This is a genomic window from Blastopirellula sp. J2-11, assembly GCF_024584705.1.
In the GTDB taxonomy this organism is placed as follows: domain Bacteria; phylum Planctomycetota; class Planctomycetia; order Pirellulales; family Pirellulaceae; genus Blastopirellula.
In genome coordinates, this window is record NZ_CP097384.1 from 4,553,617 (window position 1) to 4,568,413 (window position 14,797).

Genomic DNA, 14,797 nt, shown 5'->3' on the forward strand with positions numbered 1-14,797 from the left:
GTAGCGTCTAATTTCGACGTAATCTCCTAATACGACACATGTTTGTCGATGCGGCCTCCGTTTGGGCTTGCCGCCGGCCCAGGATTTGCAATTCATTGTAATTCGCTTCTCATCTCCTGACGCCGGAATCTGACTCGATGACCGAAGTGGTCGAAATCAACGATCTCAGTGAACTTGCCGCCTATGCGACGCTCTGGAGAACACTCTTTCTCCGCATGCCGCGAGCGACGTTCTTTCAGACCTATGCATGGCTATGCGCCTATTGGAAACATTTTGGGGCAGACCAGCGGCTGCGTGTGTTGCTTGTCTACGCTTCCGGTGAACCGATTGGCATTCTGCCGTTAGTCGTCCGACGCGAGCAGACGCGTCTCGGTTCGTTTCGCGTTCTTACCTATCCGCTGGCCGACTGGGGTTCTTACTACGGACCAATCGGCAGTAACGGCGCCGCAACTTTGGCCATCGGCCTCCGCTATTTGGCCCAATCCAGGCGAGACTGGGATTTGCTCGATCTTCGCTGGATCGAAATGGAAGCGGTTGATCGCGGACGGACCGAAAACGCATTTCGCCTGGCTGGCATGTCGTCGTTGGTGACGCCTTGGAAAGAAATCTCGATTGTCGATCTGCCGAATACCTGGGAGAGCTATCTCGAGACGCGCAAACCAAAATTTCGTCAAAATGTGCGCCGCTTGCTCCGCCGGGGAGAAATGTCCGGGATTGAGTTTATTCGTTATCGCCCTGATTCACAGCCCAAGGGATCGCTGGAAGAAAGTTGGTCGATCTTCGAAGACTGTCGCGACTTAGCCGCGAGAAGCTGGCAAGGCTCCTCCGAATCCGGCACCACCTTGTCGCATGAAGCGGTCCAAGGTTACTTTCGTGATACCCACGAGGCCGCGACCCGGCTCGGCATGTTGGATATCGGTTATCTGCTTTATGAAGGAAAAATGGCCGCCTTTGGCTACAAGTACCATCACCAGGGAGAAATCCAGGCGATGCGTGTCGGCCACGATCCAGATCTCCAAGCACTTGGCCTCGGAACTTTGCAGTACGCCCATGGAATTATGGACAGCATATCTCTGGGGGAACGCCGCATTGACATTGGCCCGAATCACTTGGAAACGAAAGCGAAGTGGCGGACGAACCTGTTGATGAGCTATCGGATCTGCCATCACTCGCAATGGATGATGCGAGCTCAGGCGCTTCGTCTGCATCGCTGGTTAAAATTTCGCCGCAATCCCGAACCGGAATCGCTCGAATAGCTTGCGGCTACGGCGCATCCGTTTCTTCCGGAACGATACCAGAATCGATCACCATCAGATCGGCCCAGAAGAACGGGTGATCCGCGGTCTCTGGCGGCTTCAATTCTCCGAGCACGCGCAACCGGGGTTCGTGTGCTGCGTCGAGCGGCGAACTGCGAACTTCGGCGATCGCTTCCTGCCAAGCTTGGCTCGCCGGCAAACGATCAATGCGAGCTCCAATGCCGGCTATCATTCGAACGGCCGCGTCTCCGGCGCTATGCCAGCGACTGAGAACCAACGTCTGCGTTCCGCCGCTGTAAGTTCCCATCGCGGCGGCAAAAATTTCATCCCCGTTGCCCCCACGCTTCAAACTATCTTCGGCCGCGGTATGAAAGCCCGGCAAATAGACTGTTTGCGGCGTCGCCAGCGGCAAGGGAAACCAACTTCCCAGGTCACTACCGGGCTTGCCGCGATCAATTTGGGCAAGCGACCAACCGTAAGGCAGCGATTCGAGATCTTCGATATCATCCAACACCACGAGATTGTCCCAGGTTTTCCCTAGCAAACTGGTCGGCCCCGGCGTCTTCTTATCCAATCGCGCCGCGGCGGCGAACGCCGGCGACAGCTTGTCGTAGTAGTAGTTGGTCGTTTCCGTGTCGTCGCGCACATAGAGCCGTCCCGAGACGATCGCCGAGAGGAGCGGACGTCGTCGCTTTTCGATATCCGGAACCGCCAACGAAGCAAGCGGAGCGTAACGGATCCGAACTTTTTCGGTCAGCGGCAGCGAACCGCCTGCCCCATCGTCCAGATGAAGCATCTCGATCGGCACGTACCACAGGGGTCCGTCTGGCACGACAATGAGTTCTTCATAGTTGTCAAAGAATCCCGCTTTCAGTGTCGGCATCAGCGTCAACAACAGCTTCGCCGAGTTCGCCTTCCATGCGTCGTTTTCAAGCGTCGCGACATCAATCGGCCCATCTTTTTTCAACAACCCCATCGAGCGGAAGAGTTCGACGACTTGCTTCTTCAGATCGTTAGGATTTTCGATTTTCCAATAGACGTAATCTTCTTTCGTAAACAAAAACGCGTAGACGCCGCCCGACGAGTTGAAGAAGGCCAGAACCACCTGCTTATCGCTCAGCTTCTCTCGCAGTTCTTTGGTCGTTCGCAACGGAGGAAAGAGAAACGTGCTGCGATCGCGACGCAGCGACACTTCCCCCAACTTCGTCTCGATCGCCATCGTCGCTTCGGCCAGTTGCTCCAGCAGCTTTTCTTGGGCGAAGTATTGTTCTTTTTCGATCGCTTGCGGCGGAAGTTCTTTCAATTGCTTGCGGATCTCTTCCGTTCGGTCGAGCGCGGTTTTCAGGACCGGATATTTGGTGAGCAAATCTTGACGTTGCAAGCGAGCGTCGGTCGACAAGCTTGTCTCCGGCGCGTCGAGAATCCAGCGAAGCGCCATCTCGCGACCGCCGAGCGGGAGCGTTGCAAAATAGCGAATGCGGCGAATTCGATCGGCGATTTCCAACGCCAACTCGGGCTGCTTCCGTTCCAAGGCCGAATAGAACCAACGCTCCAGCGCCGTTCCATTTGGATTTAACTGATAGGTGATCGTGTCTAACGGATCAGTCGCCCAGTCGGTGTCAGTCGGCTCACGCAACAAATTGTCATACAACAATTGGGCGCCCCGCTCGGTAAGCACGTTGGCGGCGAACCACTCGTTGGTCAAAATCGTTTGAAAGATCCGGAGCGACGCGACCCGTTGGATCCGGACCGCATCATTGAGAGACGCGCTCCCGGCGATCATGTTGCCTCGTTGGAACTCCATCAGCGCCAGTTGATAAGCGTAGCGAGCGCCGATGCGACCGGTCATCATGCCAGTCCGATTCATCGCGCGGCGCGCTTCGTTCAACGCGGCGCCTGCTTTGTTGACGTCTCCGGCGCACGAATAGTGCTCAGCTAAAGCGATCAAGACGGTCGCCTTCAAGACGTTAAATTTTCCAAAGTTGCGCCACGCGGCCGCTGTCACTAGATACTTGGAAATCTGGTTCGGCTTGCTGATCAGGTGGACGCTTCCCAACTGGGCGAACGCTTCGGCGGCGATGTCATATTGGCCAAATGCGATGGCGGGATAGGTCGCTTCGACAAAGTAGGTCTCGGCAGCTTCCAGATTTTTTTGCTCCAGCGCAAGGCGCCCCAGTTCCAACAAGCCGATCGCGGTCAGCGGGTGATCGTATTGTCCGCCGATCGTCAGGCTGCGCTGAATAGTCGGGATCGCATCCTGCAGTTTGCCGGCGGTCGCTTGCGCCAGTCCCAGTTGCATATCGACCCAGACGCCCAACCAATGGTTCGGCGGCGCCGGGCGGCGCTGCAAAGCGGTGATGAGGTTCTTGTTGAGCGGATCGTTCTCGCCGAGCGGCCCCAGAATCTGCCGCCGTCGACTAATCGCCAAAGCCAGGCAACGCGCGATCTCGCTGGCCCGAATCGGATGGTATTGCTGCGCCATCAACGTGCCGCCGTTGTTGACCACGTTCCGATTTTGTTCGGGGCTATTCCCTTGCAACGAAAGCATCGTCTCCGGGTACTTGCCGATCGCGGTCGTGCGGGCCGAAGGTCCCCAAGTAATCGACGAACGAGGATCATTGTTGACCGGGCCGATCGCCACCACGGTGTCGGTGCTCAGCCGCATCATCCAGTCAGAGTGTTGCAAATACAGCAGGACGGCGGCGTTGTACTGCTCTAGCGCCTTTGCGTTGGCGCCCATCTGGTAGTAGCATTCTCCGCGCATCGTCGCAAAGCAGATCGAATCGACCCATCGTCCATTGGCCGTGACTACCGCAGAAGACGAGACGTTGTCGAAGACGTTGAGCGCTTCTTTGTAGTCGCCGGCGTAAAGCGGCGAGAACCCTAAGAAGAATGCGTTGTTCGGCTTAGTCGAATCCCCGCGCTGCGCTAGCAGCGATCCCGCAGGTCCGACGGCGACAAAAAAGAGAGAGCAGGCGATCAGCCAACCGGTCAGGGGCCGTGATGTCATGAAGTAGTTCCCGGTAGCTAGCATAAGTTGGGGAGCGTGCGCAAGTCATTTCATTATAAACGATTACCTATTCCCACCCCACAAAATTGCGGCATTTGAGGCCGGACAGACTGCAAATCTACGTCGGTCCCGCTGGACATCTGGGAAAATGAACCGGTTTTTCGGGTTAATCGGTTTAAGTATCCCCTCCGGTTCGGACGATACGGATAGTGGCGATAATACCGAGAACCGGCTCGGAGTCTCCCTGCTCTAGATTCATCACCGGCGCCGTTTGGCGCCGCTTTAACGGACCGCACAACCAGCGGAGTATTCCCAAAATGGTCAAACGACAAGCCTGGATGAAGGCCGCCTTGGTTTGCGGCATGACGGTCATCGCCGCCGCCGCCACCGGCTGCCAGATCGACGTCGGCGGTCAAACGCTTCCCAGCCCGTACTATATGACGGACGACGTCCAGTACTATCCGAAGGGCCCAGAATTCATTCTGCAGCGCGAAGCGGATCAAATGCAGGCCACCCTCGCCGAACAGGCCGAACTGCAAGGCGAAGGCTACTAACAGCCTTTCCCCACGAATCCGAACCACCGACGCCGTGCTCGAGAAACTCGCAGCACGGCGTTTTGCTGCGCGGTGGGCAATCCCCGGGTGGTCGACCAGTCTGTTCAAGACTGGTCGGGTTGCCACAGCAACAAGATGACTCATCATCCGGCTGAGAAGCAAGTTCAACTTACCTATGCGCAAATGTTAAGAGCAAAACTGGACTTCGACGGCGAGTCGAAAAGTAGAAGGGGGCTGTCTAACGTGAAATCGACGCGGATGGCGCAGCATCTTGTTGCGAAAGCAACACGGCCAGTTCTGAACGAACTGTCCGGGCAACCCAACGTTTACTAGAGCGAAAGCTCTTCGGTCGACACCTGTTCGGCCACCGGTTCGAGCGTCGGCGTCACATCCCCAAACCGCAGCACTTCGCGGGCCTGGGTCATGATGCAGCTGTTGCAGATGTACTGGTTAAAATCATGCTCTTTCCCCATCGACCGCGCGGTATTGTACTGCTGAACTTTGCTCCAGCCTTCGCTCGACAGTCCGCCGGCGCCGGCATAACCCATCGCTTTGTTGCCGCGACCTGCGACCAGCCAATACCGCTTGAGCACTGGATCGGCGCTATTGTAGTAGTTCACTAGTTTCTCGACGCGCGAGAGTCCATCTCCGTTGCGGCAATAAGGAGAAAACGCACCGCTGGAAGTCGCCGCGGCGAAGAAGACGACGCGATAATCGATGGTCGTGCGGTTTTCTAAGACGCGGCCGTTCACCATTCCGCCGGCTTGCAGTTGCAAAGCGCCGGAGACAACGCGGGCGCCGAGACTAAACGCCGAGATGCTCACCTGCTCGTCGGCCGGCAACTGCGAGAGAAACCAGGCCAGATAGTAAGCGTCAGAGTCGGCTCGTTCGGCGTTGCGGCGGATGCTGGCCAGCGACTTGGCGTCTTTTTGGGTCGGCCACGACCAGATGACATAGCGAATATGACGCTCTGGTTCCCAGTCGCGGGTCAGCTCGTGATACGTCGCCCAACCGCGTCGCTTCGTCCACCAGGTATCCATCCAGTTGCCATGGACGAAGACCGACGTGCAATCAAACGCATCGCCGGCGACCGCTTCTTCCAGGGACGACTCCACCCAACCAAGTCCGCCGTCATAACGCTGCACCGACATCCGCTCTACCGGCAACTCGAATCCGCAGCCGCTCGGCAAGCAGCGCGTCGAGATCAGATAGACTTCGTCCCCCGGTCGAATCGCTTCCTGATAGTTGGGACAGCAATAGCCGCCAGCGCTCTCGCGGAAGTCGGCTTGGGCGGGGCGCGCAGTCGCAATCACGGCCAAAACAAAGAGGCCGAGAATCGATAATAACGATTGTCGCAGCGGCAAGGATCGTAGGGGCATGGCAGTCATACGAGCGGTGCTTAACAGTGAAAATAAATCGACTACGGTCCCTTTGTCGGCTAGCAAGGGGGTCGTGGTGTAGTCGCAACTTGAATGTTGCGAATTTTTCGCGCGTTGCGTTTGCACATCATGGTTCCTGGTGTAGTGTTGCGTACCCACAGTTTCGAACACGTATGTTTATTGACTCGCCAACATTCCATTTGCGGAGGATTTCTGCAATGAAACGTTCCATGCTGTTGCTTTCCAGCGCGATGCTGGTCGTGGCGGTTGTTGGCTGTCGCAGCGGTATGGGTTGGCGTCAGTCCGAACCGTGCTGCGGCGGTTCCGAATTTTCCGGCCCTTCCGTTTCCTCGTACCCCTCCTACGATGAGGGCGTATTGATGCAGCCGTCTGGCGCCACCACCCAAATCCTGCCATCCCCCCGCTAAGCGTCACGCCGTACCAGGCTTTCCGCTCAACGTCGCCTTCGCGAGACGCACTGTCTGGCGAAGGCGTTTTTCATTTCGAACCGGAGCGTTTCTTTGAGCGAATGGTCCGATTAAGCCGTTTCTGCCGTGCAATCTGCATCACCACTACTTGCGCGGGTTCTTTTCGGTCGAATCACCACCGGCCGCAACGGCAAATTTTGAGCGTAGAGCGTCTCTGAATTACAATCAACTAGTAACTTCCTCCCAATCGTGCACGCTTCCCTGTTCTGAGAATCTTACCGAAAGAGGTGTCCTGGTGCGACAACTCACTCCGCTGGCCGCCGTCATGATGTTGCTTTTGGCGACGACGCAACTGTTTGCTCAGTTCGAGAAGGTGCAGCCTTCCGAATCCAAAAACGCGCCGATTTTGGGAGAAGCCCGCACCAGCCGTTATCAGGTCGGCATGACCATCGAAGCGGTCGGCGGCGATTGCGTCGGTCTCTACGGCACCATCCCGATCCCCGCCGATTGGCCCGAGCAAACGGTTCGCCTGGTCGAAGAAGAAGTTTCGACCGAATCGCGTATCGGCTATCGCATGCTGGAGAATTCGGTCAAGCAGATGATGGTCAGCATTCCTTCGCTTCGGCGCGGCGAGACCGGCGGCGCCGTGATTACGCTGGAGGTCGAAGTTCGCTCGGCTCAGCCTCCGGCCGATCTGACCGGCGTCAAAATTCCGAAACGCCCGCCGAGCGATATTCGTCGCTATCTTGGCTCCAGCCCCAGCATCGAATCGCGGCATAGCTCGATCCGCAAGAAAGCCCGCGAGATTCTGGAGGGAGTCGAGGGAGACTGGCAAAAGGTGGAGAAATTGTACGATTGGGTCCGTGATAACATTTCGTACGAAAGCCAAAAATCAACCACCGCCGTCACCGCGCTGCGGAAAGGAACCGGCGACTTTGAAGATCTGACCGGCTTGTTCATCGCGCTCTGCCGCGCTTCGGATGTTCCTGCTCGCACGGTTTGGGTCCCCGGCAGCAGCTACGCAGAGTTCTACTTAGAAGACGCCGACGAAGAAGGCCATTGGTATCCGGCGCAAGTCGCCGGCACAAGAGCCTTTGGCTTCATGCCAGATCCGCGGCCGATCTTGCAAAAAGGGGACAGCTTTCGCGTGCCGGAGAAAAACGAACCGGTTCGTTTTGTCGCCGAGTACTTGACCGGCAAGAAAAGCCCCAACGGCGGCAAACCCCATGTCACCTTCATTCGCGAAGAGCCGGGGAGCTAGTTCGATGCGTACGTTGACAACCGGATTCGCAATTTGGATCGCGCTCGCGGCGACGGCTGCAGCGCAGTTCGAAAAAGCAGGCGAGCGCAAAATGTTGACCGGGGACGACGTCACGGTGCAACAGATCGAAGTCGGGTTCCAGCTTAACGTTTCTGGTCTCGCCCAAGGGATTGTCGCCACGTTTCCGGTTCCGACCGACTGGCCCGAGCAAACGGTTCGCCTGGTTGAGAAACGTCTCAAGAACGTCCGCGAGCAGGATATCACCTTTGATAGGCTCGGCGAGACGAAACAGGCCCAAGTGTTGGTGCGAGCCCTTTCGCCGCATGAAGACGCCGAAGCGATCCTGGTTTACGAAGTCGCCCGCCGCAACGTGATCATGCCGTCCCAGCCAGAGAAGTTGACGGCGCCTGCGCTGCGTGATCTGGATCGCAGCATGCGCATCTATCTGAGCCCGGGCCCGGCGATTGAAAGCAACCACTCGAAGATCACCAAGCTCTCCGCTCAACTCACGCCTCCCGGCGGAACCGACTGGGACAAACTCGCGGCGTTCTACGATTACATTCATGAGCACGTCCAATACGAAAACGGCCCGCTCAAAGGCGCCGTCGCGGCGCTGGAAGAAGGTCGCGGCGATTGCGAAGAGATGACCGCGTTATTTATCGCACTTTGCCGAGCGGCCAAAATCCCGGCGCGCACCGTCTGGGTGCCGGGGCATTGCTATCCCGAGGTCTATCTCAACTCGGCGCTCGGCGAGCCTCATTGGGTGATCGCCGAAATGACCAATCAGTTTCCGCTGGGCGAATCGCCCGAGTCCCGTCCGATCTTGCAGAAAGGGGACAACTTCCGCGTTCAGGGAAGTCGTCGTCCCGAGCATTATGTCAAGCCGACGCTGCAGATGAAAAACTATCTGGGAACCACGCCGCCGGTCGTCCAATGGTTCCCCCCGCCCGGCGTTGAGCCCCCGCGCTGATCGCAAGCCCCAACGTCTCTGCATAGCCCGAAGTGCGCTTATCTTCCTGGTTGGCCCAGATAGCTCCACTATCGGGGCGGCGCAGCCGTAAGAGGCATCAAGACCAAGCTCACCGTTCATGGTGTGCAGGCCTCTTCAAACGGCATGGAAAGCAGCCGATTATAGGCGCATTGCGGAGCAATGCCTCTTACCGACTTCGTCGGCCCGGATAGCGGAGCTATCCGGGCCAACCATGGTCTGTTTCAAAAATAGCGCACTTTAAAAAGCGCAACTCCAAACCTTGCGTTTCGCAATACGAAGATGAATCGACTACTTCAAGGCGCCCAAGATCTTATTCGCCAGCGGGCGATCGGGTTTCGTGCCGGGCAACACTTGCGCAATCTTCCCTTCCGCGTCGATGATGTAAGTGGTGAACCCTTCTGCGCTGTATTGCTTGGTTTGCACCGCCGTCAGATCTAATCCCAGGGGGAATTTCGCGCCGGTGATTTTCTTCACCTGCTCCAACCCCTTTTCACCATCTTCTTCTTCGCGGAAGATCACCAACACTTCGGCGCCGGCGGCTTGAATTTTGTCGTAGTTGGCCTGAATGTCTTTGATTTGCTTCATGCAGTAAGGACACCAATGGGCGCGGTTGAAAGCGAGCACCAACTTCTTGCCGCGGAAGTCATCCAGCTTGATCATCGCTTCGTTCACGGTCTCGACTTCAAAGTCGGGCGCGACGGCGCCGACCTTCAATTCTTCGGCCGAGAGTACGCCGACAAACAGCGCTGAGAACAAGAGAGATGCAATCGATAGAGACGTTTTCATGAGGTGCTCCCATTGAATGTGGAGTGCGTTTGCCCGAGACAGATTCTATCCATCACTCCTATCCGTTCATTGTAGGCGATCCAACGCAGCCGGTTCGAAAAAAGAAAAACGGAACCGAAAAGGCTCCGTTTTTACGTTGGACAGTTTTATTTTGGTGCGATTCTTAACGAATCGGCGCGGCGCCGGCATTGGCGCTCGCGGCGGCGGCTCCGCCGGTCGCAGGCGCCTGTTGGGCAAAGATGCTCTCCAGCACTTCGCCCAAGCGTTCGCCGCGGGGGTTGATCTCGATCACTTTCCCTTCGGGATCGACCAGCACGAGAAACGGAATCCCATCTACGCCGCAGTGGACCGCGTTCACATTGTTGAATCCGGTCGCGTTCGGATCGTTGCTGATCACCGTGGTCCAAGGAAGTTGCCGTTTTGCGAAGAACGCTTCGAGCGCCTTCGGATCTTCGTCCAAATTGACGCCGACCACTTCAAAACCACGTTCGCGGTATTTGACAAAGTTTTCCTGGATGTTCGGAATCTCTTGCAAACAAGGACCGCACCAGGTCGCCCAGAAATCGATCAGCACATAGCGGCCGCGATAATCGGCCCAGTTGAACGGCGTGCCGTCGAGATTGGCGCCCACCAGCGGCATCGGTTGGCCAATCAAGGCCAGACGCTTGTTGGCGCTGGTTGCGCTTTCAATAATCGCCGCAGCGATTTCTTTGTTGGGATGGTTGCTGTAGTTGTTCAGCAACAGATCGTTCACCGCTTTGGCCAACTCCATCCGGTTGAACTCTTCCATCTTTTGCTCGATTGCTTGAATCGTGGTCACCGGCTCCACCGATTCTGGCCCGAACGAATTGACCAATTGCTGCATCAATTGCAACATTTCTTGACCGCGGACATCGTCACCGTTGGCGGCGTCCATCATCGCGCCGAAGATTTTCCACTGCAAAATATGATCGTCCAAACCGACCGAAGCTTCGGCCAACTGTTTGTCCTGGCTTTTGGCGAAGTTTTGACGAGCCGTGCTCAAAATTTCGACCGCGACGTCCGAATGCCCCATCTGGCCGAAGACGTTGGCCGCATTCATCGCGACTTCTAAATGCTGCATCGATGCGCCCGGGTCGCCGATGATCGCCAATGCGTCTTCTTTGACCATGCTGCCCAAGTCTTGCTTTCCAGAAGCGAAATCTTGCAGCATGTACTCAAACATGTACAACATGCCGAAGGTCCGCAGCGTGCGATCCTGATCTTGCGTCAGCTTTTGCGCCAGCGCGGTGCGCTCAGCGATCAGCTTTTCAGACTGGTCTGGATTGATCTGCGCCAACACTTCGTAAGCGTGAAACTTGAACTGCAACGCATCCCGGAGCTGATCGGACGTCGCGTTGGGAATGGCCAGCAAGCGATCGGCCGCTTCCATGATATTCCCGTAGACCTTGTTCGCGAACGCGTGCAGTTCGGTTTGCGACGCCGTATTGGGGAAGTTCGTTTCGCTGACCGCGGTCATATATTTCAGCAACTCGACCGGGTCGTTTTGCGGAATCTTATTGATGTCGACGGCCGCATCTAGTTCGGCGGCCGAAATCGGCGGCGGCATTTGGGGAGCAGCGGCGTCGGGCTGCTTCATCGCGACTTGATTGGCGGCGCCGGTATTGGGGTTGTCGGTCGCGGCCGGATTACCGGTCATCGGCGCGCTTACCTGAGCCGGACTGACGGTCTTCGGCGGCGCGGCGGCAGCTGAATTTTCGGTGGGAGCAGCGGCGTCAGGCGTTGCAGTCGGAACGCTGGCCGTCGGCACGGCGTCGCCGCCGCCGCAGCCGGCGAAACTCAACAGGGTGCAAGCGGCGCTGCAAACGGCCAAGGTGGGGAGCCAAGGTAGGAAGTTTAGCTTTCGCATCGAACATGCCTCAATGAAAACGCGGCGGGAGTCGTGTCCACATCCGTTTGGAAAGAGCGACCCAAGCGTCGCATCGTGCGGGATTCTAAGAGAATGCCGACATGAAAGCAGCGCCGATTTTCACGCAAAACTCTGCAATTGCGCGAGGAAATGACTAACTGCTAGCACCAAATTCATTGCCGGCGAAGATGGTCCGCCCGCCGTCCACCGGCAAGCAAACCCCCGTCACGAAGGGATTTTCAACCAAAAACAACGCCGCATGCGCTAAGAACTCTGGTTCTCCCTTTCGTTTGACCAGCGTTCTGGCGATATCTCGCGCGATTTTTTCCTTCGATGCGTCCGGAGGCTGCATCACTTGGCCCGGCAAGATCGCGTTGACGCGAATCCCTGGATTGCGCGCCGCCAATTCGACCGCCAAACTGCGGGTCATCGTCGGAATCGCTCCTTTCGAGGGAAAATAATTCGCATAGTCGGGATAAGGACGCACCATCGACCAATCGCCGATGTTGATGATCGCGCCCCCTTTCGGCTGGTCGATCATTCGCCGACCGGCCGCCTGACAACAGAGAAACGTACCGACCGTATTGACGTCCAATTGTTGGCGCAGGTCGGCGGCGGTCACTTTGTCAAATCGGACGGGAGACCAAATCGCGGCGGTATTCACCAGCACGTCGATCCGCCCAAAGTAGAAATGAATGCTGTCAAACATTGCGTGAACGGCCGCTTCATCCGCCAGATCGGCGACGAAGGCCTTCGCTTCGATATCGCGCTCGCGCAGCATCGCGGCCGTCTCTTCCGCTTCGTCCAGCGACGAGTTGGCGTGCAGCGCAATGCGGTAACCATGATCGGCCAAATAGAGCGCCACGGTTTTGCCGACGCGATCGGCGCCGCTGCCGGTAACGACGGCGACCGGTTGCGGATTGCCAAACAGCGCGATCAGTTTTTCTTGCGGATCGGTCATAGCGGCTAAATATCTTTGACGGGATGTCCGTGGTAATCGGCGATGATGTCCCAAGCCTGGGCTGGCGAATCGGCGAAGCTGACCAGATCGAGATGCTCGTCGCGAATCACGCCTTCGTCCGCGAGGAACTGAAAATTGACGACCTGTTTCCAGTAGTCCGATCCGTACAAGATGATCGGGATCTCCTGCATCCGATGCGTTTGCCGCAACGTGAGCGCGTCAAACAGTTCGTCCAGCGTCCCAAATCCGCCGGGGAACACGATCAGCGCCTTGGCCCGCACCAGAAAGTGCATCTTACGCATCGCAAAGTAGTGAAACAAAAAACACAACTCTGGCGTCACGTACGGATTGGGATGCTGTTCATCAGGCAACGTGATGTTCAAACCAATCGTGGGAGCTTCGGCTTCGAAGGCGCCGCGATTGGCCGCTTCCATCACGCCGGGTCCGCCGCCGGTAACGATCACGTAATCGCACTGACCGTCGACGTGACAATTGGTCGAACAAATTTTGGCGAACTGTCGCGCCTCTTCGTAATAGTGCGACTTGGCGACCACCCTCTCGGCCCGCGCCAAATCACGCATCCGCCGCTGATCGGTCGGCGCGGCGGCCAGCGCCGACTTCGCCTTGTCCAACCGATCTTGGGCGATATGCGTCTCCACGATTTGCGTGCCGCCAAACACGATCACCGTCGAACGAATGTTCATCCGCTTAAAAGCGAGTTCCGGCTTCAGGTACTCCAGTTCCATCCGGACGGCGCGCAACTCTTCGCTTTGCAAAAAGTCGGTATCGAGCTCCGCCATCTTGTAGGTCGGCGACTTCAAGATCATCGAAAGATTGTCACCGATCTTATTGTCCACCATGCGCGTTATTCTCCTAGCTCGAACGAGTCACCCAGTTGGGGAATGATCGTGTCAAATTGATATTGGTCACGCAGCGCCGCGGCGAATGAAGCGGCGCTGTCTGGTTCGCCATGCGTGATGAACGTTTTTTGAGGCTTCGGCAAATCTTTCAGCCAGCGGAGCAATTCGCTTCGCCCAGCGTGCCCGCTCAGCCCCGACACGCTGTCGATCGCCGCACGCACCGGAATATCCTGGCCATGGATCCGTACGAACGAACGACCTTCCTGCATGTCGCGGCCGCGCGTTCCGGCGGCCATATAGCCCCCCAGCAAAACCGTATTTTTCGGATCTGGCAACCGTCGCTTCAGATGAAACAAAATGCGGCCGCCGGTCATCATTCCCGACGAAGAAATAATCACCGCTGGCCCCGTGATCCGGTTCAACTGTTTGGAGCGCTCGTGATCCCGCACCAATTCGACATTCGGTCCATCCAACACGCTGCTGGGCGGGGATAGCTGACCTTCGCTCAGATCATGATCGGCGGAAAACGTGCGGAAAATTTTGGTCGCGTCGACGGCCATTGGACTATCGAGAAAGATCGGTATCCGCGGAATCCGTCCTGCATGCATCAAGACTTGCAGCAAATAGATCAGCTGCTGCGATCGCCCTACCGCGAACGCGGCGAACAACATCACGCCGCCACGTTGGAACGCTTTGTTCACACGATCGGCCAATATATCCAAGACATCTTCTTCCGGATGATCTCGATCGCCGTAGGTGCTTTCGCAAATCAAATAGTCGCACGGCGTTGGCGGCGAGGGATCGAAATAAAGAGGAGCGTCATAGCGGCCAACGTCGCCTGAGAACAAGATTCGGAGCGGCGGATCCCGATCACGGATTTCCATCTCGATCATATTCGACCCGAGCAAATGCCCCGCGTCATGAAAACGAACCCAGACAGGATCGAGCAACTCGCGCCACTCGCCGCGTGGAACCGCTTTCAAGCGTTTGATCGCGCGTCGCGCATCTTCGGCGTTGTACAGAGGGAGCGCCGGCGTGTGCTTCGACAACTTCTTGCGATTGAGATAGTCGGCGTCCCGCTTTTGATTTTTGGCCGAATCGAGCAGCAGCAGCTTCGCCAGTTCTTTGGTGGCCGGCGTGCAGATGACCTTGTTGCGGAAGCCGTCGCGCACAAACCGGGGGAGAAAACCGATATGGTCAATATGCGCGTGGGTCAACACGACCGAATTGACCGAGCCAGCGTCAAACGGCAACTTCTTCCAGTTCAACTCACGCAGCTTTTTCAAACCTTGAAACAAGCCGCAGTCGACCAAAACTTTCGCTTTGCCGGCTTCGACCAGATATTTCGAGCCGGTAACCGTCCCGGCGGCGCCGTAAAAAGTGATTCTCGCCATGCGGTTCACTTCGATCCTTCGCGCTGTTC

General features: G+C 57.0%; 12 protein-coding genes. 5 read left to right on the forward strand and 7 right to left on the reverse strand.

Annotated elements, in window-relative coordinates; genetic code table 11:
* Nucleotides 1–137 precede the first annotated feature (137 nt).
* Nucleotides 138–1,256 carry a GNAT family N-acetyltransferase gene (locus M4951_RS18020; protein ID WP_262023023.1) on the forward strand — a complete coding sequence of 373 codons (1,119 nt, stop codon included), beginning with the start codon at nucleotides 138–140 and terminating at the stop codon, nucleotides 1,254–1,256.
* Between the two features lie 7 nt (nucleotides 1,257–1,263).
* Here the strand turns inward: M4951_RS18020 and M4951_RS18025 are convergent, their stop codons facing one another.
* Nucleotides 1,264–4,266, reverse strand: a complete 3,003-nt coding sequence (locus tag M4951_RS18025; protein WP_262023024.1) for a CHAT domain-containing protein — start codon at nucleotides 4,264–4,266, stop codon at nucleotides 1,264–1,266.
* 317 nt (nucleotides 4,267–4,583) lie between these two features.
* On the opposite strand from M4951_RS18025, the gene M4951_RS18030 reads away from it, so the two are divergent.
* A complete protein-coding gene (locus M4951_RS18030; protein ID WP_002654673.1) occupies nucleotides 4,584–4,820 on the forward strand; it encodes a hypothetical protein in 237 nt (78 codons plus the stop codon).
* 329 nt (nucleotides 4,821–5,149) lie between these two features.
* On the opposite strand, the gene M4951_RS18035 is transcribed toward M4951_RS18030, so the two are convergent.
* Entirely contained in the window at nucleotides 5,150–6,199 is a 1,050-nt protein-coding gene (locus M4951_RS18035) for a hypothetical protein (protein WP_262023025.1), read from the reverse strand.
* A 218-nt stretch (nucleotides 6,200–6,417) separates the two neighbouring features.
* Here M4951_RS18035 and M4951_RS18040 point away from each other — a divergent pair, with 218 nt between their 5' ends.
* The 3 genes from M4951_RS18040 (at nucleotide 6,418) to M4951_RS18050 (ending at nucleotide 8,858) form a co-directional block, all read left to right on the forward strand.
* Nucleotides 6,418–6,627 carry a hypothetical protein gene (locus tag M4951_RS18040; protein ID WP_262023026.1) on the forward strand — a complete coding sequence of 70 codons (210 nt, stop codon included), beginning with the start codon at nucleotides 6,418–6,420 and terminating at the stop codon, nucleotides 6,625–6,627.
* A gap of 295 nt (nucleotides 6,628–6,922) precedes the next feature.
* The gene (locus M4951_RS18045; protein WP_262023027.1) at nucleotides 6,923–7,888 is read left to right on the forward strand and encodes a transglutaminase-like domain-containing protein; all 966 of its coding nucleotides are present in this window, start codon (nucleotides 6,923–6,925) and stop codon (nucleotides 7,886–7,888) included.
* 4 nt (nucleotides 7,889–7,892) lie between these two features.
* Complete coding sequence (locus M4951_RS18050; protein ID WP_262023028.1) at nucleotides 7,893–8,858, forward strand: transglutaminase-like domain-containing protein; 966 nt, start codon at nucleotides 7,893–7,895, stop codon at nucleotides 8,856–8,858.
* 309 nt (nucleotides 8,859–9,167) lie between these two features.
* Here M4951_RS18050 and M4951_RS18055 read toward each other — a convergent pair whose 3' ends face one another.
* The 5 genes from M4951_RS18055 to M4951_RS18075 all read right to left on the reverse strand — a co-directional run bounded on the left by M4951_RS18055 (nucleotide 9,168) and on the right by M4951_RS18075 (nucleotide 14,768).
* On the reverse strand, nucleotides 9,168–9,665 hold the full coding sequence (locus M4951_RS18055; RefSeq protein WP_262023029.1) for a peroxiredoxin family protein: 498 nt from the start codon (nucleotides 9,663–9,665) through the stop codon (nucleotides 9,168–9,170).
* A gap of 163 nt (nucleotides 9,666–9,828) precedes the next feature.
* Complete coding sequence (locus M4951_RS18060; RefSeq protein WP_262023030.1) at nucleotides 9,829–11,553, reverse strand: TlpA family protein disulfide reductase; 1,725 nt, start codon at nucleotides 11,551–11,553, stop codon at nucleotides 9,829–9,831.
* A gap of 154 nt (nucleotides 11,554–11,707) precedes the next feature.
* Entirely contained in the window at nucleotides 11,708–12,514 is an 807-nt protein-coding gene (locus M4951_RS18065) for an SDR family NAD(P)-dependent oxidoreductase (RefSeq protein ID WP_262023031.1), read from the reverse strand.
* Nucleotides 12,515–12,519: 5 nt separating this feature from the next.
* Nucleotides 12,520–13,374, reverse strand: coding sequence for an LOG family protein (locus tag M4951_RS18070; protein ID WP_262023032.1), 855 nt, complete (start codon nucleotides 13,372–13,374; stop codon nucleotides 12,520–12,522).
* A 5-nt stretch (nucleotides 13,375–13,379) separates the two neighbouring features.
* Nucleotides 13,380–14,768: an MBL fold metallo-hydrolase RNA specificity domain-containing protein gene (locus M4951_RS18075; RefSeq protein WP_262023033.1), complete on the reverse strand. Its 1,389-nt coding sequence runs from the start codon at nucleotides 14,766–14,768 to the stop codon at nucleotides 13,380–13,382.
* Nucleotides 14,769–14,797 lie beyond the last annotated feature (29 nt).